Origin of the sequence: Paraburkholderia madseniana (assembly GCF_009690905.1) — a bacterium.
In the GTDB taxonomy this organism is placed as follows: domain Bacteria; phylum Pseudomonadota; class Gammaproteobacteria; order Burkholderiales; family Burkholderiaceae; genus Paraburkholderia; species Paraburkholderia madseniana.
Window position 1 is genome coordinate 1 of sequence record NZ_VOSW01000067.1, and the last position, 25,302, is coordinate 25,302.

General features: G+C 62.5%; 17 protein-coding genes. 8 read left to right on the forward strand and 9 right to left on the reverse strand.

Features of this window, described 5'->3' with window-relative positions:
- From FSO04_RS29850 to FSO04_RS29865, 4 genes are all read left to right on the forward strand, one after another.
- Positions 1-842 (forward strand): collagen-like triple helix repeat-containing protein (locus FSO04_RS29850; protein WP_174825319.1); only part of this gene is annotated, 842 nt, incomplete at its 5' end.
- A 168-nt stretch (positions 843-1,010) separates the two neighbouring features.
- On the forward strand, positions 1,011-2,462 hold the full coding sequence (locus tag FSO04_RS29855) for a collagen-like triple helix repeat-containing protein (RefSeq protein WP_154565225.1): 1,452 nt from the start codon (positions 1,011-1,013) through the stop codon (positions 2,460-2,462).
- Between the two features lie 249 nt (positions 2,463-2,711).
- Positions 2,712-4,421 (forward strand): ShlB/FhaC/HecB family hemolysin secretion/activation protein, encoded by a 1,710-nt coding sequence (locus FSO04_RS29860; protein ID WP_154565226.1) that lies wholly within the window; start codon positions 2,712-2,714, stop codon positions 4,419-4,421.
- Positions 4,422-4,666: 245 nt separating this feature from the next.
- Positions 4,667-5,152: a DUF2147 domain-containing protein gene (locus FSO04_RS29865; RefSeq protein ID WP_154565227.1), complete on the forward strand. Its 486-nt coding sequence runs from the start codon at positions 4,667-4,669 to the stop codon at positions 5,150-5,152.
- 160 nt (positions 5,153-5,312) lie between these two features.
- Here FSO04_RS29865 and FSO04_RS29870 read toward each other — a convergent pair whose 3' ends face one another.
- The 6 genes from FSO04_RS29870 to typA form a co-directional block, all read right to left on the reverse strand.
- Positions 5,313-5,762 carry a transposase gene (locus FSO04_RS29870; protein WP_166618271.1) on the reverse strand — a complete coding sequence of 150 codons (450 nt, stop codon included), beginning with the start codon at positions 5,760-5,762 and terminating at the stop codon, positions 5,313-5,315.
- A gap of 162 nt (positions 5,763-5,924) precedes the next feature.
- Positions 5,925-7,022, reverse strand: a complete 1,098-nt coding sequence (gene zapE, locus FSO04_RS29875) for a cell division protein ZapE (RefSeq protein WP_154565229.1) — start codon at positions 7,020-7,022, stop codon at positions 5,925-5,927.
- A 90-nt stretch (positions 7,023-7,112) separates the two neighbouring features.
- Complete coding sequence (gene lpdA, locus FSO04_RS29880) at positions 7,113-8,543, reverse strand: dihydrolipoyl dehydrogenase (RefSeq protein WP_154565230.1); 1,431 nt, start codon at positions 8,541-8,543, stop codon at positions 7,113-7,115.
- Between the two features lie 139 nt (positions 8,544-8,682).
- The gene (odhB, locus tag FSO04_RS29885; RefSeq protein ID WP_154565231.1) at positions 8,683-9,972 is read right to left on the reverse strand and encodes a 2-oxoglutarate dehydrogenase complex dihydrolipoyllysine-residue succinyltransferase; all 1,290 of its coding nucleotides are present in this window, start codon (positions 9,970-9,972) and stop codon (positions 8,683-8,685) included.
- A 152-nt stretch (positions 9,973-10,124) separates the two neighbouring features.
- Complete coding sequence (locus tag FSO04_RS29890; protein ID WP_154565232.1) at positions 10,125-12,986, reverse strand: 2-oxoglutarate dehydrogenase E1 component; 2,862 nt, start codon at positions 12,984-12,986, stop codon at positions 10,125-10,127.
- Positions 12,987-13,368: 382 nt separating this feature from the next.
- Positions 13,369-15,195, reverse strand: coding sequence for a translational GTPase TypA (typA, locus tag FSO04_RS29895; RefSeq protein ID WP_154565233.1), 1,827 nt, complete (start codon positions 15,193-15,195; stop codon positions 13,369-13,371).
- 318 nt (positions 15,196-15,513) lie between these two features.
- On the opposite strand from typA, the gene FSO04_RS29900 reads away from it, so the two are divergent.
- From FSO04_RS29900 to FSO04_RS29915, 4 genes are all read left to right on the forward strand, one after another.
- Positions 15,514-16,029, forward strand: a complete 516-nt coding sequence (locus FSO04_RS29900) for a MarR family winged helix-turn-helix transcriptional regulator (RefSeq protein WP_154565234.1) — start codon at positions 15,514-15,516, stop codon at positions 16,027-16,029.
- 49 nt (positions 16,030-16,078) lie between these two features.
- Positions 16,079-17,602 (forward strand): efflux transporter outer membrane subunit, encoded by a 1,524-nt coding sequence (locus FSO04_RS29905; RefSeq protein ID WP_154565235.1) that lies wholly within the window; start codon positions 16,079-16,081, stop codon positions 17,600-17,602.
- Positions 17,603-17,678: 76 nt separating this feature from the next.
- Positions 17,679-18,950: an EmrA/EmrK family multidrug efflux transporter periplasmic adaptor subunit gene (locus FSO04_RS29910; protein ID WP_171926860.1), complete on the forward strand. Its 1,272-nt coding sequence runs from the start codon at positions 17,679-17,681 to the stop codon at positions 18,948-18,950.
- Between the two features lie 31 nt (positions 18,951-18,981).
- Positions 18,982-20,544, forward strand: coding sequence for a DHA2 family efflux MFS transporter permease subunit (locus FSO04_RS29915; protein ID WP_154565236.1), 1,563 nt, complete (start codon positions 18,982-18,984; stop codon positions 20,542-20,544).
- Positions 20,545-20,665: 121 nt separating this feature from the next.
- Here the strand turns inward: FSO04_RS29915 and truB are convergent, their stop codons facing one another.
- The 3 genes from truB to infB all read right to left on the reverse strand — a co-directional run bounded on the left by truB (position 20,666) and on the right by infB (position 25,227).
- Positions 20,666-21,601, reverse strand: a complete 936-nt coding sequence (gene truB / locus FSO04_RS29920; protein WP_154565237.1) for a tRNA pseudouridine(55) synthase TruB — start codon at positions 21,599-21,601, stop codon at positions 20,666-20,668.
- A 92-nt stretch (positions 21,602-21,693) separates the two neighbouring features.
- Positions 21,694-22,059, reverse strand: coding sequence for a 30S ribosome-binding factor RbfA (rbfA, locus tag FSO04_RS29925; protein ID WP_028199735.1), 366 nt, complete (start codon positions 22,057-22,059; stop codon positions 21,694-21,696).
- 204 nt (positions 22,060-22,263) lie between these two features.
- Positions 22,264-25,227: a translation initiation factor IF-2 gene (gene infB / locus FSO04_RS29930; RefSeq protein ID WP_154565238.1), complete on the reverse strand. Its 2,964-nt coding sequence runs from the start codon at positions 25,225-25,227 to the stop codon at positions 22,264-22,266.
- Between the last annotated feature and the right edge of the window lie 75 nt (positions 25,228-25,302).

Here is a 25,302-nt window from a genome sequence, read left to right on the forward strand (position 1 = left end):
GCAGCACGCTCCCCACCGCGCTCTCGACGGGCCCGGTCCAGCAAATCACGCAAACACTCAGCACCGCGATCACGCCGATTACGTCGATGGTCGCGGCGACCACGCAGACGGTCGGCAACACGACCGGCCTCGGCGCACCGCTGAACGGCCTGCTCGCGACCCTCGGCGGCGGCCTCGGCCAAGCCGGCACGCTGATCAGCGCAACCGGCGGCAATCCGATCACGGCGGCTCTTGGCCATACGGTGACGGACACCGGCACCACGGTCGCGTCGGTGGGCGGCCTGCTCACCGGCAGCACGGGCGGCAATCCGCTCGCTCCGCTCACCAGCGCGCTCGGCGGCCTGACGGGCGGCACCAGTAGCGGCCCGCTTGGTCCGCTCACCAGCGTACTCGGCGGCTTGACCGGCGGTACTAGCAGCGGCCCGCTCGCTCCGCTCACCAGCGTGCTCGGCGGCTTGACCGGCGGCACCAGCAGCGGCCCGCTTGCTCCGCTCACCGGCGTGCTCAGCAGCGTAACAGGGGGGCTGGGCGGTGCATCGAGTGGCAGCAGCCCGTTGGCGCCTGTCACGGGTCTGCTCTCGAGCGTGACCAACGGCCTGAGCAGCGCGACCGGCGGCAGCAGCAGCCCGCTCGCCCCGGTTACCGGCTTGCTGGCGAGCGTCACCGGCGCGCTCGGCGGCGTCACGAAAACGGCGGCCGCCACGCCGTCCGCGACGACGACCACCACCTCGAGCCCCGGCCTGTCGCTGTCGAGCACCAGCGGCAAAGGATCGGGCAGCAACCCGCTCGCTCCGGTGACGTCGCTCGTCGGTAGCCTGCTTGGTGGCCTGACGAAGAAGTAAGCAGCGCCGTCGAAAGAAGCGCAGTGACCGGCACCCGGAGTGCGGCCCGCCAGCCGTCCCCCGGCTCCGCCGGAACCTGAATGAAATTGAGCCGCGCCGCTCGGACACCCGTTGCACAGGCGCACGCAAACCACGCACACGACACCTAGAAGATACTGAGGAGCACCTATGTCCAGCCAACGTTTTTTTACTCTCCATGCGGCGTGCGCGACAGTGTCGTCGTTGCGCGCACCGTTGATCGCCGTTGCAGTCGCAGGCTTGCTCGCCGCGTGTGGCGGCAATGGCGTCACTGCGCCACCGAGCGTAGCCGCTGGCGGTAGCTCTAGCGGCGGGGGTTCGACGAGCGGCGGCCCGACCCCCAGCACGTCGTCGGGCACGACCGGCGTCGCCACCGCCGCCGCGCAGACCACCAGCGACCTCGGCGACACGATCGCCTCGCAGACCATCCCGGGCCTCAGCCCGCAGGTCACGCAAGGTCTCGGCAACGCGGTGTCGAGCACAAGCGGCACACTGAATTCACTCGCCAACGCAGTGAGCGGCGGCGTCGGGCAAATCGGCACGACCTCCAATCCGGTCGGCACCACGGTCGCCGGACTCGGCTCGGTAGTCAGTTCGACAAGCGGCGTCGTGCAAGGTCTGAGCACCGCGGTCGGCGGGCTCGGCACCGGCAATCTCGCGCCGCTGTCGCCGCTCACCACGCCGCTGGCAACGGTCCTCTCCACTACCGCCGGTGCCCTGAACGCCGGTGGCGTGACGCTCGGCAATTCGCTGGCCTCCGCGCCGGTGCAGCAGATCACCCAGCCGATCAGCACCGCGATCACGCCGATCGTGCAGACCGTCGGACTCGTGACGCAGACGGTCGGCACGCAGACCGGCCTCGGCGCGCCGGTGGGCGGCCTGCTCGCGCAAATCGGCGGCACGTTGAGTTCGACCAGCTCGCAAGTCGGCGCGGCAACGAAGAACCCGATCGGCGCCGATCTCGGCAACCTGGTCGGCTCGCTCGGCAACACGGTGACGAATGCCGGCGGCCTCGTCAATCCGAACGGCCCGAATGGCGCGAATCCGATTCCCGGCTTGATTACGAGCCTCGTCGGCAGCACGAACGTGGCCGTCGTCAATGGGCCGCCTGCTAACGGCAGCCCGTTCGGCCCGCTGCAAAACTCGCTCGCGAGTCTCGGGCTCGGCAGCAACCCGCTCGGTTCCGTGTCGACGCTGCTCGGCGGCACACCGCTGTCCGGCCTGACCTCGGCGTTGAGCGGCACGCCCTTGAGTTCGCTGACTTCGGGTGGCTCGCCCTTGAGTTCGCTGACTTCGGGCGGCTCGCCGCTGAGTTCGCTGACTTCGGTGCTGGGTGGCACGCCCTTGAGTTCGCTCACCTCGGCGCTGGGCGGCTCGGGTAGCGCATCGAATCCGTTGTCGACGCTGACCGGCGCGCTCTCCGGCGTCACCAGCAGCGCCTCGGGCAGCAGCGGCAGCAACCCGCTCGCCCCAGTGACCGCCCTCGTCGGCCAGTTGACCGGCACGCTCAGCTCGGCGGCAGGTTCGACAAGCGGCTCGGGTAGTGCGACGGGCGGCTTGACGACATTGCTCGGCGGCCTGGTGCCGGTGAGCCATAAGTAGTCCGCATAAGTCGCTCGTTGATGCCGCGCATAGAAGGCGTCCCGTTGGACGTCCCGCTATGTAGCGTGCATAAGCAGTCCGCCTCATCACGTGCTCCGCGCTTTTTGCAGCCAATGCTCAAGCCCCACGGAGCACGTGACGTAATACATGCAAGCATGGCAGTATGCGTCGAGCCACACATAAGCGATCGCGACCAGCCCGGCCTGGCGGCGCGTCCGCAAGACAAGAACGGCATACGAGGAAAATCCGATGAAACTCGGGTACGGTAGTAAATGGACCCTCCTGCTCGCGGCGATCGCGGCAAGCGGGATGCAAGTAGCAGCACACGCGCAGTCACGCCCAGCCGGCCCGACCGTCGGCGGCAATCCTCTCGATTCGCTGCCGCAGATCAAGGCGCCCGACAAAGGCCCGAACGTGACCATGCAGGTCACGCCGCAAGCCCCCCAACTTCAGGAACTGCTCGCCCGCCATCTGACGCCTTCAAAGATTCAGGTCGAGGGCGTAAAGTCCATTCCGTTCGACGAAGTCGCGCAGCGCTTCACGCCGCTCGTCGGCAAAGACACCACCATCGGCGATCTGATTCAGGTCGCCAACGGCGTTACGAAGCTGTATCAGGATCGCGGCTATGCGCTCTCGTTTGCGTTCATTCCCGCGCAGACGTTCGACGACGGCGTGGTGCGCGTGACGGTGGTCGAAGGCTATGTGTCCGCGGTCAAGGTGACAGGCAAGCCGGGCGCGGTCGAAGACAAGATCCGCGCGATCGCCGACCATATCGTCGCCGACCGGCCGTTGCGGCGTGCCACCTTCGAGCGTTACATCAACGTGCTGGGTCTGTTGCCCGGCGTGAAAGTCGCGGCCAACGTGGCGCCACCGCAAAATACCGACGGCGCCACCACACTCGAATTGAACGTGGACCGCAAACCGTTCGATCTCAGCACGGGTATCGACTTCAATCACCCCGGCGTGCAAGGCCTGTTGACGGCCACCGAAAACGGCCTGACCGCGCTTGGCGAACAACTGAGCGTGTCTGCGTTGCTGCCGAAGGGCCGCGACAACGTCACCTATCTCGCCGCGCACGCCACGGTGCCGATCGGCAGCAATGGACTGATCGGGAAGATCGATGCGTCGCACTATCGCGGCAATCCCACCGACAATCCCGGCCTGCCCTCCTTTATCGAGCGTACGGTCATCAACGATAAGGTCGGCGGCTCGCTGGCGTATCCGATCCTGTTGAGCAACAAGCAGAGCGTGATCGGCACGGCCTCGGTCTATGCGTCGCACGACGAAGATCGCTACAACAACCATAACACCGGCGCGCAGATCGGCTTTCGCTCACAGGTGCGGGTGTTGCAACTGCAGGCCGACTACACCAACGTGGAAACCGGCCAGGTGCGTCGCGCGAGTATTAATGTGGCGAAGGCTTTCGATATCCTTGGTGCGTCGAAATCCGGCGACTCGAACGTTCCCGGCACGACGGTCACGAATCCGGCGTCGATCAACTTCGTGCGGACCGGTGCAAGCTTTTCGCAAACCAACGAGTGGCCGCTGAAGATCGGCACCGCGGTTTCGCTGACCGGTCAGTACAGCGGCGTCTCGCTGCCGACGTCGGAACAGATCTCGTTCGGCGCGCAACGTTTTGCCCAGGGTTATGAACCGGGCGAAGCGTCGGGCGATTCAGGCTGGGGCGCAATGTTCGAAGTCAACCGGCCGTTCACGCCGGGTTTCACCTATCTGCGCACCTTCACACCGTATGTCTCGTTCGACATGGCCCGCGTGTATCTGCATGCGGGCACGCCCTCGCCGTCGAAGCTGTCGTCGATTGCGTTCGGCTTCCGGATCTCGGACGCGAAGTACTACAGCCTGGATTTGTCGGTGGCCAAACCGATCGGCGATGCGCCGGTGGAAAGCGCGTCGCGCAGCCCACGCATCAACGCGACGTTCTCGTATCAGCTGAACTGAAGTTCGAAAGTGCCGCGTCCTGATTAGAGGTTCCACTATCAAACGACACGCGCACTTTCACGTATTCTGCGCTGACGGTGTGCGACCCGCGGCTCCCAGGTCGCGGGGGGCGCACGCCGATGTGGTCGAAGTGGAATCTGAGAGGCAATACCAGGCATCACGGCAGTCGGCAACTGAAGACCGCCCGAGATGCCAATAACGCCGCGCGACCATGATCGCGCCGTCTTTAATCAAGGAGGAAGACAATGATGCAATTCACTCAACACGCGCGCGCAATCGCGCTTCGCACAGCCAAACATGCCGCCCTCGCCGGCGTGCTGCTCGTCAGCGCCGTCACGGCAATGGCGCAGGCCGATTCTCCGGTCGGCACGTGGCAAACCATTGACGACAGCACCGGCCAGCCCAAGGCACTCGTGCAAATTGCACAGGACAGCAGCGGCTCGCTGAGTGGCAAGGTGATCAAGGGACTCGGTGCGAACGATAAACCGGATCGCCGCTGCACTGAATGTACGGACGCGCGCAAGGACCAGTTGATTCTCGGCATGACGATCATCAACGATATGAAAAAGGACGGCGACGGCTGGGATCAAGGGCAGATTCTCGACCCGGAAAACGGCAAGGTCTACAAGTGCAAGATGCACCTTGAAGACGGTGGGAACAAGCTGGTGGTGCGTGGCTACATTGGCGTTTCGCTGCTGGGCCGCTCGCAAACCTGGATTCGCCAACAGTAACGCCAGCAATAACGAGCGCGTCGTTCAGGCGCCAATGCCTGACGCGCGAAGCTGATGTTCCATTAAGGCCGCATCTGCTGCCAGAATGGAACCAGAAAAAACGGCCGACGATCGCTATCGTCCGGCCGTTTTTTTGTTTGCGTCTGGCTGGTTGAAGTTGTCATGCAGCGTGCTTGAAGGGCGACGTATACGCGAACGACGAAGACGGTAACGGCTTGACCGATGCCGGGCTGTACGCCGGGGGCACTGCTGCGGGCACCTTTTCTGCGTCAACGCTCTTCTGTTCCGCGCCCACATGCGTGCGCATGCGCGCTTCCATCAGCTTGCAGAGTTCTTCGCTCGATGCGCCAAACAACTGGTCCATGATGCGCTTGAGTACGCCGGACTCGTACCATGCCTTGAAGCGGCGATGGCAGGTCTGATACGACGGATATTTGCGCGGCATGGCGGACCAGGTCGCGCCGCTATACATCACCCACAGCACGCCGTTGAGCACGGAGCGCGTGTTGGCGAGCGGCCGGCCACGCAGTTCGGAACGCGGACGCAGTTCAGGGAGCAACGGTGCAACACGTTGCCATTCTTCATCATTGATATCACGGTACGGATTCATGGCTTCTCCTTTGTCAGAACCATGACAAATAAGATATCCAGTCCTCCGCGGACGGAACATAAGACCAATCCGAATCTTGAAAATACGACTTCGGACTCCGCCGCTTCGACAAGCGGACCGTGATCTATCTCAAAAGCATCCGCGCCCGCGTCACGCGGCGGCTTAAGTCAGCGACGTATCGACGATCCGGCGCGGAGTGTCGAGATATTCTTTCGATTGCATTTCGACGATGCGCGAGACTGTGCGCGTGAATTCGTTGGCCATCGGACCGTCGACATACAACTGATCGGGCGGCACCGCTGCCGACATCAGCAGCTTGACCTTGTGATCGTAGAACACGTCGATCAGCCAGGTGAAGCGGCGCGCCTCCGAAGCCATGCGCACCGACATCTGCGGCACGCCGGACAGGATCACAGCGTGAAAGCGGCTCGCCAGCTCGAGGTAATCGTTCTGCGAGCGTGGGCCGCCGCAGAGCGTCGCGAAATCGAACCACACGACGCCGTCAGCGCGTCGCAGCGCCTTCAGCTCGCGCTTTTCAATGCGCAAGATAGGGCTCTCATCAGGAACTGCTGCAAGGCGCGAAAACGCGTCGCGCAATGCTTTATCCGAAGCAGCGCCAAGCGGCGTGTGATACACCTCGACCTGAGCCAGCGTGCGCTTACGGTAGTCGATCCCCGCGTCGACGTTAATCACGTCGAGCTTCGACTTGATCAGTTCGATTGCCGGCAGCATGCGGTCGCGATGCAGACCGTCCGGATAGAGCGTGTCCGGATCGTAGTTGGACGTCATCACGAATTGCACGCCGTTCTCGAACAGCTTGTCGAGCAGGCGGTAGAGGATCATCGCGTCGGCGATATCCGAGACGTGGAATTCGTCGAAACAGATCAGCCGGTAGCGCTTGGCGATACGGCGCGCGAGTTCGTCGAGCGGATCGGCTGTACCTTTCAGCTCTTCCAGTTCGCGATGCACCTCGCGCATGAACTCGTGGAAATGCAGCCGCGTTTTGCGCTGCACCGGCACGATCATGTAGAAGCTGTCCATCAGGAAGCTCTTGCCCCGCCCTACGCCGCCCCACAGGTACACGCCACGTGGCAGATCCGGGTGGATGATCAGTTTTTTGAACGCGTTCGAGCGGCGCGATTTGTACTCGACCCACTCGTCATAACACCGCTGCAGACGGTCAACCGCCGCGCGTTGCGCCGGGTCCGATTGATAACCCCGCGTCTGCAGTTCTTTTTCGTAGTATTCGGTGACGTTCATTGTGTTGCTGCAAAAAGAAAGGCGGGAGGGAGTGAACCCGCCCGCCTTCGTGGTGATGCCGGAGTTGCGTTCAGTCAGGCGTGCGCGTGATTACATGTTCAGCGCGCGCTTGTCCACGGCCAGAGCCGCTTCGCGCATGACTTCCGAGAGCGACGGGTGCGGATGGCAAATGCGGCCGATGTCTTCCGACGCCGCCTTGAATTCCATCGCCACCACGGCTTCCGCGATCAGGTCCGATGCGTTTGCCGAGATGATGTGCACGCCCAGCAGCTCGTCGGTCTTCGCGTCGGCGATCATCTTGACGAAACCATCCGCCTTGTTGATGCCCAGCGCGCGGCCGTTTGCCATGAACGGGAACTGGCCCGTCTTGACTTCGCGGCCTTCGGCCTTCAGTTGCTGTTCGGTCTTGCCGACCCACGCGATTTCCGGTTCGGTGTAGATCACCCACGGAATGCAGTTGTAGTCGATATGCGGCTTCTGACCGTCGATGATTTCGGCAACCATCACGCCTTCGTCTTCAGCCTTGTGCGCGAGCATCGGGCCACGCACCACGTCGCCGATCGCGTACACGTTCGGCACAGCCGTTGCACAGTGGTCGTCGACGTCGATGAAGCCGCGCTCGTTCGCCTTCAGACCGATAGCTTCGAGACCGAGGTTGTCGGTGTTCGGTACGCGGCCGATCGACACGATCAGGCGGTCGGCTTCGAGCGTTTGCGCGTTGCCGTCCTTGTCCGTGTAATTGATCGTGACGCTGTTGTCAGTGGTCTTGATTTCGCCGACCTTCACGCCGACGTGGATGTCCAGACCTTGCTTCTTGAATTGCTTGGCGGCTTCCTTGGCGAGCGCCTGGTCAGCCGCGCCGAGGAATTCCGGCAGCGCTTCGAGCACGGTCACGTCAGCGCCCAGACGGCGCCACACCGAGCCGAGCTCCAGACCGATCACGCCTGCGCCGATCACGGCGAGCTTCTTCGGCACGGAGTCGAACGTCAGTGCGCCTTCGTTGTCGGCGACGATCTTGTTGTCGACCGGAACGTTCGGCAGATGACGCGCCTTCGAACCCGTTGCAATGATGACGTTCTTCGCCGTCACGACTTCGGTTTCACCTTCGCCGCTCACTTCGATCTGCACGCCGGCGTCCGTCTTGCCGGTGAACTTGCCATGGCCCTTGAGCCACGTGATCTTGTTCTTGCGGAACAGGAACTCGATACCCTTGGTCATCTTCTCGACGATGCCTTCCTTGCGGGCGAGCATCTTCGTGATGTCGAGCTTCACGTCCGACACGTTGATACCGTGATCGGCTAGGTGGTGCTGCGCGTTTTCAAATTCTTCCGACGACGCGAGCAGCGCCTTCGACGGAATGCAACCCACGTTCAGGCACGTGCCGCCGAGCTTCAGTGCGCCGGCCGGGTTCTTCCATTTTTCGATACATGCGACCGTCTTGCCGAGCTGCGCTGCACGGATAGCGGCGATATAACCGCCGGGGCCGGCGCCGATCACAACGACGTCAAATTCTTTGGACATGACAATCCTTTTGATGACGGAGCGACGCGCGGCCACGCTTCGTGGCGCGCGTCGTTCGAGTACTGCGGAATGCTAAAGACGTGCTGCTTATATGGCGCCGACTTGTGCGATGACAAGCCGACGCCAGCCGAGCCAGTGCTTACAGGTCGAGCAGCAGGCGCGCCGGGTCTTCCAGCGCATCCTTCATGGCGACCAGCGACAGCACCGCTTCGCGACCGTCGATGATCCGGTGGTCATACGACAGCGCCAGATAGTTCATCGGACGGATCACGATCTGGCCGTTTTCGACCACAGCGCGTTCCTTGGTGGCGTGCACGCCCAGAATGGCGGATTGCGGCGGGTTGATAATCGGGGTCGACAGCATCGAACCGAACACACCACCGTTCGAGATCGAGAACGTACCGCCCGTCATTTCTTCGATCGACAGCTTGCCGTCCTTGGCCTTCTGGCCGAATTCAGCAATCTTCTTTTCGATTTCGGCGAGGCTCAGTTGATCTGCGTTGCGCAGGATCGGCACCACCAGGCCACGCGGCGAACCGACCGCGATACCGATGTCGAAATAGCCGTGATAGACGATGTCGTTACCGTCGATCGACGCGTTCACGAGCGGGAATTTCTTCAGCGCGTGAACAGCCGCCTTCACGAAGAACGACATGAAGCCCAGCTTCACGCCATGTTCCTTTTCGAACTTGTCTTTGTACTTGTTGCGCAGGTCCATCACCGGCGCCATGTTCACTTCGTTGAACGTGGTGAGGATGGCGTTGGTTTGCTGCGACTCGAGCAGACGCTCGGCGATACGCGCACGCAGACGCGACATCGGAACGCGTTGTTCCGGGCGGTCTTTCAGCCATTGGTCGGCCGATGCCGGTGCCTTAACGTCCGGCAGCGACGGCTTGGCAGCCTTCGGTGCGGCAGCCGGTGCGGGTGCCGCGGCCTTGGCAGCCGGTGCCGGTGCGGCTTGACCCGCGGTCAGCACGTCACCCTTGGTGATGCGGCCGTCGCGGCCCGTGCCGGCGACGTCGCCCGCGCCCAGACCCTTCTCGGCCATCAGCTTGCCGGCAGCCGGCGAAGCAGCGGTGTTCGCACCCGTTGCGGATGCAGCCTGAGCGGCCGGTGCAGCAGCCGGTGCCGGTGCGGCAACCGGAGCCGGCTTCACTTCGGCTTCGACAGCAGCGGCGCCTGCCGTGCCTTCGGTGTCGATCTTGGCGATCACCTGATCCGCAACGACGATGTCGCCGTCGTTCGAGATCACTTGTGCGAGCACGCCGGCGGAGGGCGCCGGCACTTCGAGCACGACCTTGTCGGTCTCGATTTCGATGAGAATTTCGTCTTGAGCAACAGCCTCGCCGGGCTTCTTCTTCCACTGCAGCATCGTGGCTTCCGAAACCGACTCGGAGAGCTGGGGAACCTTGACTTCAACAATAGCCATTATGAATATCCTGAATACGTATCGGGTGACGGCGCGCGATCTATGTACTCGACGACCGCCTGCGAACCATACCTGCCGGGAACGAACCACCATGGGGTGACTGAACGCGGCACGGGAAAGCGCAACGCGCTTTCCCGGTTCGTCTGTTTTCCTTATTTAGCGATCGACGCGCTCTTGAGGCGGCCGAAAGCGCCTTCGATCAGCGCCTTCTGCTGCTCGTAGTGCTTCGCGTAGTAGCCGACTGCCGGCGAAGCCGAAGCCGGACGTCCGCTGTATGCCAGCTTCTGCCCGTCCTTCATGCCTTCCTTCAGGTGGTGCTCGATGTAGAACCACGGGCCTTGATTCTGCGGCTCGTCCTGCACCCAGACCACTTCGGTCGCGTTGTCGTACTTCTTCATTTCCGCTTCGAACTGCTTATGCGCGAACGGATAGAGCTGTTCGATACGGATGATCGCGACGTCGTTCGACTTCGATTCACGGCGATGTGCCAGCAGGTCGTAGTACACGCGACCCGAGCAGGCCACCACGCGCTTGACCTTCTTCGGCTCGATCGCATCGTCGATTTCGCCGAGGATCGGCTGGAACGCGCCCTTCGCCAGTTCAGACAGATCCGACACGGCTTCCTTGTGGCGCAGCAGCGACTTCGGCGTAGCGACGATCAGCGGCTTGCGGAACAGGCGGATCATCTGACGGCGCAACAGGTGGAAAATCTGCGCCGGCGTGGTCGGTTGAACGACCTGCATGTTGTGGTCTGCACACAGTTGCAGGAAACGTTCGATACGTGCCGACGAGTGCTCCGGACCTTGACCTTCGTAGCCGTGCGGCAGCAGCATCGTGAGACCCGACACGCGGCCCCACTTCACTTCGCCCGACGAGATGAACTGGTCGATCACGACTTGCGCGCCGTTCACGAAGTCGCCGAACTGCGCTTCCCACGCGACGAACGTATTCGGTTCAGCGGTCGAGTAACCGTATTCGAAGCCCAGCACCGCTTCTTCCGACAGCACCGAGTCGATCACTGTGAACTTCGCCTGACCTTCGGCGATGTTCTGCAGCGGCACATACGTGCCGTCGTTCCAGCGTTCGCGGTTCTGATCGTGCAGCACCGCGTGACGGTGCGTGAACGTGCCACGGCCCGAGTCCTGACCGGTCAGGCGCACTGCGTAGCCCGATGCGACCAGCGATGCGAATGCCAGGTGTTCGCCCATGCCCCAGTCAAGCTTCGCTTCACCACGGCCCATCGCGCGACGGTCGTTGATGACGCGCTCGACCAGCGGGTGAACCTTGAAGTTTTCCGGGATCGTGGTGACGCGCTCAGCGAGGCGCTTCAGTTCAGCCAACGGCACTGCCGTGTCGGCTGCGTCGGTCCACTTGCGGTTCAGGAACGGAACCCAATCCACCGCGTACTTGCTCTTGTAGTTCGAGAGCACCGGGTCGATCGTGTGATGGCCTTCGTCCATCGCCTTGCGGTAGGCCTTGACGAATTCGTCGCCTTCTGCCGCCGTGATCACGCCCTGTTGCACCAGCTTTTCAGCGTACAGCGCGCGCGTGCCCGGGTGCTTCGCAATCGTCTTGTACATCAACGGCTGCGTAACCGCCGGCGTGTCCTGCTCGTTGTGACCCAGCTTGCGGAAGCAGACGATGTCGACAACCACGTCCTTGTGGAACTGCATCCGGAAGTCGATAGCCAACTGCGTAGCCAGCACGACCGCCTCAGGATCGTCACCGTTCACGTGCAGCACCGGCGCCTCGATCATCTTGACGACGTCCGAGCAGTACAACGTGGAGCGCGAGTCGCGCGGGTCCGACGTCGTGAAACCGATCTGGTTGTTGATGACGATGTGCAGCGTGCCGTGCGTGCCGTAACCGCGCGTTTGCGCGAGGTTCAGCGTTTCCATCACGACGCCCTGGCCAGCGAAGGCCGCGTCGCCGTGGATCTGCACCGGCAGCACTTGCAGGCCGCTGTCGTCGCCGCGGCGATCCATACGTGCCTTCGCCGAACCTTCGACCACAGGGTTGACGATTTCAAGGTGCGACGGGTTGAACGCGAGCGACAGGTGAACCGGGCCGCCTTCGGTCGAAACGTCCGACGAGAAACCCTTGTGGTACTTCACGTCGCCGGCCGGCAGGTCGTCGACGTGCTTGCCTTCGAATTCGGCAAACAGGTCAGCCGGCATCTTGCCGAGCGTATTGACCAGCACGTTCAGACGGCCACGGTGGGCCATGCCGATGACGATTTCCTGTACGCCGTTGGCGCCGCCATGACGCACGACTTCGTCCATCGAGGCGATGAAGCTTTCGCCGCCTTCGAGCGAGAAGCGTTTCTGGCCGACGTACTTGGTGTGCAGGAAGCGCTCGAGGCCTTCAGCGGCCGTCAGGCGATTCAGGATGTGCTTTTTCTTTTCATTGGAGAAGTTCGGCGTCGAACGGATCGACTCGAGCTTCTCTTTCCACCAGCGCTTCTGTTCCGGATCGCTGATGTACATGTACTCGGCGCCGATCGTGCCGCAGTACGTGTCACGCAGGGCCTTGACGATCTCGCGCAGCGAAGCACGCTCGAACCCGAAATACAGATTCGTGGCGCTGAACTCCTGGTCCATGTCGGCTTCGGTGAAGTCGTAGAACGCGGGTTCAAGTTCGGGGATAGCGGGACGTTCGCGGCGCTTCAGGGGATCGAGATTGGCCCATTGCGAGCCGAGGAAGCGATATGCGCCGATGAGGGACTGCACATAGACTTGCTTGCGGGAGGTAGCGAGATCTTCGCCGCCGGCCGCCGTGCGCGGGATGAAGGCATTGGCCTTGGCCCGTTGCGCAAACGATTCGACGATCGGGCCATGGGCCACGTCGTTGGCATTGCTGCCATCCGATGCAGGGACGTTCTGCAACGCGTCGAAATAGCTGCGCCAGTTCTCGGGCACTGACGCCGGATTATCGAGATACGCTTCGTACATTTCTTCTACGTACGGAGCATTGCCGCCGAACAGATAAGAGTTCGACTGGAATTGCTTCATCATTTTTACGCTCACCTTTCTTCGAGTTTCTCGAGAAATAGCGGGTTACAGAACCTTCCGCGACACGGCCTGACCGTTTAGCGGATTGCGCGAATCAAGTCTTGCTTGGAAGGACCTAAAACTTTGCACCCGGGGAGCATATCACAGAACGGATAGTGCAGATAGCAGACGGATTGCCGCTCAAGCCTTTTACGGCGGGCTTCCGGCCGGTTTTGCAAGCCTCGCAACAGACTTCTGCAAAAAACGGGGACAAACACGACAAACAGACAGCCAACCGCGAGCAATTGCGTGCAACGCGAATTGGGCGCCAGAAATGGCAAAGCCACCCGGAGGTGGCTTTTGCCTGACAGCATGCTGCTTACCCAGGATTAGGGCCGATGCTGATTTAGTCCACTGCGCCCTTACGGCTGGCGCTGCGGCGCTCGTGTTCCTTCAGGTAACGCTTGCGCAGACGGATGGATTTCGGCGTGACCTCGACCAGTTCGTCGTCGTCGATGAATTCAACCGCGTATTCCAGCGACATCTGGATCGGCGGCACGAGGCGCACCGCTTCGTCCGTACCCGACGAACGCACGTTGGTCAGTTGCTTGCCCTTGATCGGGTTCACGACCAGGTCGTTGTCACGGCTGTGAATGCCAATGATCATGCCTTCGTACAGCGGCTCGCCCGGCGACACGAACATACGGCCGCGATCCTGCAGCTTCCACAGTGCGTACGCCACTGCCGCGCCGTCGTCCTGCGAAATCAGCACGCCGTTACGACGCTCGCCGACACCACCCTCCCTGACCGGCTGATACGAGTCGAACGTGTGGCTCATCAGGCCCGTACCGCGCGTCAGCGTCAAGAATTCGCCCTGGAAACCAATCAGCCCACGCGCCGAGATACGATACTCGAGACGCGTACGGCCACGGCCGTCCGATGCCATGTCGAGCATTTCGCCCTTGCGGCGGCCCAGCTCTTCCATCACGCCACCCTGGTGGCCGTCTTCCATGTCGACCGTCAGGTTTTCGTACGGCTCATGCTTCACGCCGTCGACTTCCGTCATCACCACGCGCGGACGCGACACGGCCAGCTCGTAGCCTTCACGGCGCATGTTTTCAACCAGGATGGTCAGGTGCAGCTCGCCGCGGCCTGCCACTTCGAACGTGGTTTCGTCGCCCGTTTCTTTCACGCGCAGCGCCACGTTGTGGTTCAGTTCCTTCATCAGGCGGTCGCGAATCTGACGACTCGTGACGAACTTGCCTTCGCGGCCGGCCAGCGGCGACGAATTGACGAGGAAGTTCATCGTCAGGGTCGGTTCGTCGACGGTGATCATCGGCAGCGCGTCCGGCTGCTCCGGTGCGCAGATGGTCACGCCGATACCGATTTCTTCGATACCGTTGATCAGCACGATGTCGCCGGCTTCAGCCGAGTCGACCTGCACGCGTTCGAGACCCTTGAACGACAGGACCTGATTGATCTTGCGGTTCAGGATCGCGCCGTCAGGGCCCGAACGCACGGCGACGGACATGCCCGGCTTGATCGTGCCACGCGTAATGCGGCCAACGCCGATGCGACCGACGTACGACGAATAATCCAGCGACGTGATCTGCAGTTGCAGCGGCGCCGACGGATCAGCCGGGCGGACCGGCACGTGTTCCAGCACGGCTTCGAACAGCGGACGCATGTCGCCTTCGCGCACGTCCGGCGTCAGGCCGGCGTAGCCATTCAGACCCGATGCGTAGACGATCGGGAAATCGAGTTGTTCGTCAGTTGCACCCAGCTTGTCGAACAGATCGAACGTCTGGTTGATCACCCAGTCGATCCGCGCGCCCGGGCGGTCGACCTTGTTGATCACGACGATCGGCTTGAGACCGAGCGCCAGCGCCTTCTTGGTCACGAAGCGCGTTTGCGGCATCGGGCCTTCGACCGCGTCGACCAGCAGCAGCACCGAGTCGACCATCGACAGCACACGCTCCACTTCACCGCCGAAGTCGGCGTGGCCCGGGGTGTCGACGATGTTGATGTGCGTGCCTTCGTACTCGACCGCGCAGTTCTTCGAAAGAATCGTGATGCCACGTTCCTTTTCGATGTCGTTCGAGTCCATCACGCGCTCGACAACCGCCTGGTTGTCGCGGAAGGTAGCGGTTTGGCGGAGGAGCTGGTCGACGAGCGTGGTCTTGCCGTGGTCGACGTGGGCAATGATGGCGATATTGCGTAGGGCACGAGTCATAGGAACCTGGAGACAGTTGAGTGCGCCAGCAGCAGCATTGTGTACGAAGCCAACAAAGCCCAAAGCGCACTTTTGGGAACCCAACATTATAGCACGCCCAAATGAAGCTTTCTGGTATTCCCTGATAGTCCCATCGTTTTCCACGCAGCGCTGCGTAAGAAACAGACCCACACGACTTCGGCGAAATCCTACGCAAATCCACGCGCATTGTGCCTTGAGCCGTAAAAGTTCCTTGCCTAAGCTGTAATAACGCTTGCCGCGTCAATCAACCGCTGTCTATAATCCTGCCTAGTCAACCATTGCATTCGCACGAGAATCATGACGGATCCGTCCTCAACACCCGGCTCAGAGATCAGCGAGTATCAGCTGGGCGAAAGCGTCGGCTATTTGCTCTCGCGGGTGAAATCGACCATGTCGAACCTGGTCACGCAGCGCAGCATGGCCGAGTTGGGCATCACCAGCCAGCAAGGCAGCATCCTGTTCATGGTGGCGAGCGGCAAGTGCCTGCTGGCGGCCGAACTGGCGCGCGAATACGGCATCGACGCAAGCGCCGTCACGCGTCTGGTGGACCGGCTGGAAAAACGCGGCCTGCTGACAAGAGTGCGCAGCAACGAAGACCGGCGGGTCGTGCGACTCGCGCTGACACCGGAAGGCCACGCGATCGCGGCCAAAATGCCGGCCATTTTCAACGGCGTGCTGGACGACCTGCTGGGCGGCTTTACCCCCGAAGAAGTGGGTTTTCTGAAGAGCATGCTGCGCCGCGTACTCATCAATTCCGGCGAACAAACGGGACTAACCCGTGATGCAGCAAGCAATTTTGACAGCAAATCGTAATAAATTGCTTGCAGTGTCCATCATTACATTCCACTCAAAGAGTCGAGCGATGAAATCCCTTTCCCTGTCCGCGCCCGCACTTTCGAGCCGGGCCGCTGTCGCCGCCGCGGTGACGGCGCTCGCCCTCACGGGGTGCGCGAACTACTTCGGCATGAAGAGCGACAAGCAGATCTCGTCGCCGGCTCAGTACGAGTCCAGCCAGAGCCTGTCCGGCCAGGGCGGCCAGTGGCCGTCGCTCGACTGGGCCAACCAGTTCGGCGACCCGCAACTGCCGAAGCTGATCGCGGAAGCGCTGGAAGGCAGCCCCTCGATCGCGCAGGCGCAGGCACGCCTCGCCAAGGCTTCGTCTTATATTGAAAGCTCGCGCTCGGCGCTGTACCCGAAGGTCAACGGCAGCTACTCGTGGACTCGCGAGCTGTTCTCGGCGAATGCGCTCTACCCGCCGCCGTACGGCGGCACCTGGTATAGCGAGAACAACGTGCTGGCGAGCGCGTCGTGGGATCTGGACCTGTGGGGCAAGAACCGCCAGCGCCTCGGTCAGGCCGTGTCGCAGGAAAAAGCCGCTGAAGCCGACATGCAGCAGGCGCGCGTAACGCTTGCCTCCTCCGTGGCGAGCACCTATAACCAGCTCGCCCAGTTGTACGCATTCCGCGACATCGCCGCGCGCGAAATCGCCAACCGCCAGGACATCAGCCGCATCACCAACGGCCGCGTAACCGCGGGGCTCGACACCAACGTCGAACGGGAAACCGCGAACGGCAACATCGCGACCAGCCAGGCGAACCTGACCGATCTCGACGGCCAGATCACCGTGGCGCGCTATCAGTTGGGCGCGCTGCTCGGCAAGGGTCCGGATCGTGGCCTGCAGATCGCCAAACCGGCCCTGACCACCGGCGATACCGTAGCGCTGCCGAACAACCTGCCCGCCGACCTCGTGGCGCGCCGCGCGGATATCGTCGCCGCGCGCTGGCAGGTCGAAGCCGCGATGCACGACGTGAAGGAAGCGAAGGCCGAATTCTTCCCGGACGTCAACCTCGCCGCCGGTTTCGGTTTCGATGCGTTCGGCTGGGGCCGTTTCCTGAAGTCGGGCAGCCGTCAGATGCAATTCGGTCCGGCGATTCACCTGCCCATCTTCGACGCCGGCGCGCTGCGCTCGCAGTTGAAGGGCCGCTACGCAGACTTCGACCTCGATGTGGCGGACTACAACCAGACGCTGATCAATGCGCTCTCGGATGTCGCGACGCAAGTGTCGTCGATCCGTTCGATCGACCAGCAATCGGGCGATGCACAGCGCGCGCTCGACGCGTCGACCAAGGCCTATCAGCTCGCGGTGATCCGCTACAAGGCCGGTTTGTCGCCGCAGTTGCAGGTGCTGACCGCCGACCAGAACCGCCTTGCCGCCGAACAGACGGTAACGGGCCTCAAGATGCGCCGCCGCGATCTGCAGATCGGCCTCATCAAGGCGCTCGGTGGCGGTTTCGACGCAACGCAAACGGGCCTCGTGGTGCCGACCGATGCCCCGGCATCGGCCGCCGCGGCATCGGCCACCGCTGCGACCGCCGCTGCAAACTGAAGCCACATCGACGCGACCCACACTCGCATAAACATCCGAATAAACGACGACGCTTGAGAGAACCCGGAGCACATCAATGAGCACCACCCAACAGCCCGCGGCTACTACACAGCCGACTCAGCCGGCCCCGCAGCCGACGCAACCGGTACAACCGCCGGCGAACAGCGGCAAACGCAAGCGCATGATGACGCTGCTCGTCATCGTGATCCTGATCGCCGCGGTCGCCTACGGCCTGTACTACTTCCTCGACGCACGCTTCCATGAAGACACCGACGACGCGTACGTGAACGGCAACGTCGTGCAGATCACGCCGCAAGTCACCGGCACGGTTGTCGCCGTGAACGCGGACGACACGCAAACTGTGAAGGCCGGCGACCCGCTCGTCGTGCTCGATCCGGCCGACGCTCGCGTCGCGCTCGAACAAGCCGAAGCGAATCTCGCGCAGACGGTGCGCCAGGTGCGCGGCCTGTTCGCCGACGACAACCAGTACCAGGCGCAAGTTGCCCAGCGCCAGTCCGATCTGTCGCGCGCACAGGACGACTTGAAGCGCCGCCTGACGGTCGCACAAACCGGCGCCGTGTCGGCCGAAGAAATCTCGCACGCCCGCGATGCCGTGAAGAGCGCGCAAGCCTCAGTCGACGCCGCCCAGCAACAACTGGCGTCGAACCGCGCGCTGACCGCCAACACCACGATCGCCAATCACCCGAACGTGCAGGCTGCCGCCGCGAAGGTGCGCGACGCGTATCTGGCCAACGCCCGTAACAACCTGCCGGCGCCGGTCACGGGCTACGTCGCGAAGCGCTCGGTGCAGGTCGGCCAGCGCGTCTCGCCGGGCACCCCGCTGATGGCTATCGTGCCGTTGGGCGGCGTGTGGGTCGATGCGAACTTCAAGGAAGTGCAACTGAAGCACATGCGCATCGGCCAGCCGGTCGAGTTGACGGCCGACGTGTACGGTTCGTCGGTGGTGTACCACGGCAAGGTGGTCGGCTTCTCGGCGGGTACGGGTTCGGCGTTCTCGCTACTGCCCGCGCAGAACGCAACCGGCAACTGGATCAAGGTGGTCCAGCGTCTGCCGGTACGGATCGCGCTCGACCCGCAGGAACTTGAAAAGCATCCGCTGCGTATCGGCCTGTCGATGCAAGCCGACGTGAGCATCAAGGACGACCAGGGTGGTCAGCTCGGCCAGGCGCCGAACACGGTCTATCAGACCAATGTGTTCGACAAGTACGGCGATGAGGCGGATGCGGAAATCGCCCGCATCATTTCGGAGAATGCAGGTCCGAACGGCGGCTCGCAGAAGTCGGCGCAAGCCGGCGGCGCTGCCAAGCCCGCCGCGAAGCTGATGTAAGCGGCGCGACGATTCATAGAAGGTTTTATTAATGGCTCAGGCTCAGGCGCAAGTCCCTCATCCGCCGCTCGAGGGCGCGCAACTGGTGATCGGCACCATCGCGGTGTCGCTCGCCGTGTTCATGAACGTGCTCGACACGTCGATTGCGAACGTGTCGATCCCGTCCATTTCGGGCGACCTCGGTGTGTCGTCCGACCAGGGCACATGGGTGATCACGTCGTTCGCGGTGGCGAACGCGATCTCCGTGCCGCTGACCGGCTGGCTCACCGACCGTATCGGCCAGGTGCGCCTGTTCATGGCGTCGATCATCCTGTTCGTGATCTCGTCGTGGATGTGCGGTCTCGCCCCCACCCTGCCGTTCCTGCTGGCCTCGCGCGTGCTGCAAGGCGCCGTGGCCGGCCCGATGATTCCGCTATCGCAAACGCTGCTGCTCGCGAGCTACCCACGCGCCAAGGCGCCGATGGCTTTATCGATGTGGGCGATGACCACATTGATCGCGCCGGTGGCCGGCCCGATTCTTGGCGGCTGGATCTCGGACAACATCTCGTGGCCGTGGATTTTCTACGTCAACATTCCGGTCGGCGCGATCGCCGCGGTGGCGACGTGGACGATCTTCCGTAACCGCGATTCGGTCGTCAAAAAGGCGCCGATCGACGGCGTCGGTCTCGGCCTGCTGATCCTCTGGGTCGGCTCGCTGCAGGTGATGCTCGATAAGGGCAAGGACCTCGACTGGTTCTCGTCGACCACCATCGTCGTACTTGCGCTGGTCGCGGTGATTTCGCTCGCGTTCTTCATTGTGTGGGAATTGACGGCCGAGCATCCCGTGGTCGACCTGTCGCTCTTCAGCCGGCGCAATTTCACGAGCGGCACGATTGCGTTGTCGATCGGCTACGGGCTCTACTTCGGCAACCTCGTGTTGTTGCCGTTGTGGCTGCAGACCGATATCGGCTACACCGCCACCGAAGCGGGTCTCGTGATGGCGCCGGTCGGCGTGTTCGCCGTGCTGCTGTCGCCGATCACCGGCAAGATCTTGCCGCGTACCGATCCGCGCTACATCGCGACCTTGTCGTTCCTCGTGTTCGCGCTGTGTTTCTGGATGCGCTCACGTTATACGACGGGCGTCGATACTTATTCGCTGCTCATGCCCACGTTGATTCAGGGGATCGGCATGGCCGGGTTCTTCATCCCGCTGGTGTCGATTACGCTGTCGGGTTTGCCGGGAAACCGGATTCCGGCTGCGTCGGGCTTGTCGAATTTCGTGCGGATCATGTGCGGCGGTATTGGCACGTCGATTTTCCAAACCGCGTGGGATCACCGCACCATCATGCATCATGCGCAACTGGCCGAACAGGCGAGCGCGTACAACCCGGTGTTCGATCAGTCGATCCGGCAGATGGGTGCCGCGGGCTTCAGTCAGCCGCAGGCATATGGTCTGTTCAATTCGATGGCTACGCAGCAGGCCGCGCAGTTGGGCGTGAACGATCTGTTCTTTGTATCGGCAGGGATCTTTGTCGCGCTGATCGCGCTGATCTGGATGGCAAAGCCGGAACGCGCCGGTGGTGATGCGGGTGCGGCAGCTGCGGCGGCGCATTGAGGTTCTGGTCTTAGTCCGCGACGCGGGCTAAGACGCGGGCTGTATGGAAAAAAGGCGGGACCGCTGGTGAGCGGTCCCGCCTTTTTTGTTGCTGCTGACGAGGCGGCGCTGACCTTCCGCGCTAGCTCGCTGCTGTGACCACAAGCCGTTCCGGCGCCAGCACACCCTCGCCTTGCTTCGCGACACCAAGCAAACGCCCGTCCGCTGCATACACGCGTACGCGCGGCGCATTCACCGCGTCGCCGGCAATGGTCAACTCGGAGAGCTTCAGCCGCTGCCCGTGCAGGAAGCGACGGGTCGCGTCTTCGTCCAGTGTGACAAGCGGGAACGTCGACAGCAATGCATCGACCGGTTGCAGCCACGTATCACGCTCGCTCTCCGTCGCATCGGACAGCGCGTCGAGCGTCACCGAATTCTCCAGCGTCAGCGCGCCGACGCCGGTACGCCGCAGCGCGACCAGATGCGCACCACAACCAAGCGCTTCGCCGATATCCTCGGCGAGCGTGCGCACATACGTGCCTTTGCTGCACGTCACGCGAAACGTCACGTCGGGCAACGCACAGGCGAGCATGTCGAGCGCGTGAATCGTCACCTGACGCCCTTCCCGCTCCACCGTCTGGCCGGCGCGCGCGTATTCGTATAGCGGCTTGCCGTCGCGCTTGAGCGCCGAATACATCGGTGGGACCTGGACGATGTCGCCGAGAAATTTCTGCATGGCCGCCTCTACCGCGGCCTGATCGCACGTCACGTCGCGCGTGTCGATTGCTTCGCCTTCGGCGTCTCCGGTGGTCGTGCGAATACCGAGGCGCATGGTCGCCTCATAGGTCTTGTCGGCTTCGAGCAGGTCTTGCGAAAACTTGGTCGCTTCGCCGAAACACAGCGGCAAAAGACCTGTGGCGAGTGGATCGAGCGTGCCGGTGTGGCCCGCCTTTTTGGCCAGGTAGAGACGCTTCGCGCGAATCAGCGCGTCGTTGCTCGACAGGCCGAGCGGCTTGTCGAGCAGCAGCACGCCGTCGAGCGCGCGACGTGGCACGCGGGGGCGTTGAGGTGCGGTCATGTCAGAAAGACAGGGTCTTCGAAATGTACGGAAACAGCGCTAAATGAACTGCTACTGAAGCAGTGCAGCCCGGAACGCGGATAACAACGCGCTCAGTCTTCTTTCGCGCGATTGGCGTTCGCCTCGTCGATCAGACGGGACATTTCGACGGCCCGTTCGATCGTCTGGTCGTAATGGAAATGCAGCGTCGGCACGGTATGAATGTGCAGGCGCTTGAACAACTGATTGTGCAGATGGCCGGCCGCGTGCTGGAGCGCTTCGAGCGTCTGCTGCGGGTCGCCGGTCAGCGTCGTGAAGTAGACCTTCGCGTGCGCGTAGTCGGGCGTCAGCTCGACACTTTGAATGGTGACGAGGCCGATGCGCGGATCCTTGACCTCGCGCAGCAGCTCGGACAGGTCGCGCTGGATCTGATCGGCGATCTGCACGTTGCGATTGGGAGAAGAACGTTTTTTAGGCATGGTGTTTGTGTGATCCGTTCTGACGGATCCAAAAAAGTTGTTCGCGCGAACCGAGGTGGTAATTGCCCGGACGGCAATGAGCGGCTTGATAGCAACTTCAAGCCACCGCGGGGCGCAATGCGCGACAAAATGCGCGAGGCCCAAAGGCAACGGGCGGAGCGGGCGCTTAAGCCCGCTCCGCCCGTTGAGCCAATGCCGCGTGAATTACAGCGTACGCGCGACTTCGGTAACCTCGAAGACTTCGAACTGATCGCCTTCGACGATATCGTTGAAGTTCTTGATCGACATACCGCACTCGAAGCCCTGACGGACTTCCTTCACGTCGTCCTTGAAGCGCTTGAGCGAATCGAGCTCGCCCGTGAAGATGACGACGTTGTTGCGCAGCACGCGCACCGACGAGGAACGCTTGACGAAACCGTCCGTGACCATACAGCCGGCCACCGCACCGATCTTCGGTACCTTGAAGACCTGACGCACTTCGACCGTACCTGTCACGACTTCGCGCTTCTCCGGTGCCAGCATGCCCGACATCGCAGCCTTCACTTCATCCACGGCGTCATAGATGATGTTGTAGTAGCGAATATCGACGCCGTTGCTTTCCGCCAGCTTGCGCGCCTGTGCATCCGCACGGGTGTTGAAGCCGATGATGACCGCCTTCGAAGCCGTAGCCAGGTTGACGTCCGACTCGCTGATGCCACCGACTGCGCCGTGCACGATCTGCACACGAACTTCGTCGGTCGACAGCTTCAGCAGCGACTGCACCAGCGCTTCCTGCGAACCTTGCACGTCGGCCTTGACGATGAGCGGCATGTACGCCACTTCGCCTTCGCCCATCTGTTCCAGCATGTTCTCGAGCTTCGCGGCCTGTTGCTTGGCCAGCTTGACGTCGCGGAACTTGCCTTGACGGAACAACGCGACTTCACGCGCCTTGCGGTCGTCCGGCATGACGATGACTTCTTCGCCAGCTTGCGGGACTTCCGACAGACCTTGAATCTCGACCGGGATCGACGGGCCTGCCGACTTGGTCGGCTTGCCGGTTTCGTCGAGCATGGCTCGCACGCGACCGTAAGCGCTACCTGCCAGCACCACGTCACCGCGGTTCAGCGTACCCGACTGGACCAGGATCGTTGCAACCGGCCCCTTACCCTTATCGAGTTTCGCTTCAATAACGAGACCCTTGGCCGGCGCTTCGACCGGTGCCTTCAGTTCCAGCACTTCGGCTTGCAGCAGCACGTTTTCGAGCAGGTCGTCGATGCCTGCGCCGGTTTTAGCCGACACCGACACGAACGGCGAATCGCCACCGTATTCTTCCGGCACGACGCCTTCCGCGACGAGTTCCTGCTTGACGCGCTCCGGATTCGCATCCGGCTTGTCGATCTTGTTGATCGCGACGACGAGCGGCACGCCGCCTGCCTTCGCGTGGGCAATGGCTTCCTTCGTTTGCGGCATCACGCCGTCGTCGGCTGCCACCACCAGAATCACGATGTCGGTTGCCTTCGCACCGCGAGCACGCATGGCCGTAAATGCTTCGTGGCCCGGCGTATCGAGGAACGTGATGACACCGCGCGGCGTTTCGACGTGATACGCACCGATGTGCTGCGTAATCCCGCCCGCTTCACCCGCTGCAACCTTGGCGCGGCGGATGTAGTCGAGCAGCGAGGTCTTGCCGTGGTCGACGTGACCCATGACCGTGACGACCGGCGGACGCGGCAGTGCTTCTGCGTCCGTGATTTCGCCTTCGACCAGCATGGCTTCCGGATCGTCCAGCTTGGCCGCAACCGCGTGGTGGCCCAGTTCCTCGACGATGATCATCGCCGTTTCCTGGTCCAGCATCTGGTTGATCGTGACCATCTGGCCGAGCTTCATCATCGACTTGATGACTTCCGAGGCCTTCACCGCCATCTTGTGCGCCAGATCGGCGACCGTGATGGTTTCCGGCACGTGCACTTCACGCACGATCGGTTCGGTCGGCGCCTGGAACGTGGTGTTCTGATCCTGATGCTTGCCGCGCCCCTTCGGGCCACCGCGCCAGCCACGATCGACACCGCCGCTCGTATCGCCACGCGTCTTGATGCCACGGCGCTTCGCTGCGTCGTCCTGCCAGCCGCCCTTGCCACCGCCCGGCTTTTTCTTGTCGCCAGCCGACGGCGTGGTCGTTGCAGCCGGAGCCGCAGCAGCCGGTTTCTTGGCTGCCGGACGTGCCGGTGCTTCACCCGCCGGACGCGCCGGCTTGTGCAGCGTGCCCTTGGCTTCCACGGGCTTGGCCGGCTCAGCGGGCTTCGGTGCCGGTTCCGGCGCCTTGACCTGCGCCTTGCGCGGCGTGTTCATCATTTCGCGAATCGCACGCGCTTCGGCTTCTGCCGCCGCACGGCGCTTGCTGACTTCTTCCTGCTCGGCGCGCGTTTTCTCGGCGGCCTGACGCGCTGCGTCTTCCGCTTTCTTCGCTGCTTCGCGTTGTGCCGCGCGTTCTGCCGCAGCACGCTCGTCGTCCTGCTCGCTTTCCTTGGCAACCGCCGGTTCCGCAGCCTTGGCCGCGACCGGTTCAGCCTTCGCCGCCGCCTTGGCAGCCTGCGCCGGCTGGGCAGCTTGAGCCTGTTCGCGAGCCGCCGCTTCGGCCGCAGCCGCCGCGCGCTTCTTCGCCGCTTCTTCTTCCGCACGACGACGCTCGGCTTCAGCCGCCTGCTCGCGCGCCTGACGTTCGGCTTCTTCGCGTTCGAGCTGTTCCTGACGTGCCTTCAACTCCTGAGCCTGCTTTTCGAGCAGCTCGGCTTCGTGACGTGCTTCCTCTTCACGACGCTGGAGTTCCAGATCGTCTACATCAGCTTCGGCCACATGATTCGATGCATCCCCGCCTTCAGCGGCAGATTCGTCGCGGCGGACGAAAGTGCGCTTCTTACGCACCTCGACCTGAATGGTGCGAGCTTTGCCCGTCGCGTCGGATTGCTTGATCTCCGACGTATGCCGTTTCGTCAGCGTGATCTTGCGCTTGTCCGCATCAGTCGAGCCGTGAGACTTGCGCAAGTGGTCGAGCAGACGCGCCTTGTCCGTTTCGGACAAGCTGTCGTCTTCGCTCGCTTTAGTGACGCCTGCTGCCTGAAGCTGCTCAAGGAGCACGCCTGCAGGCATTTTCAGTTCCGCGGCAAATTGGGCTACGTTGTTACTCGCCATTCATTCCTCTTAATGCAAGGACCGATTCCTTGCGGTTAGCATCTTGTCATGCGGCCTAACGGCCGCGTTCAATTT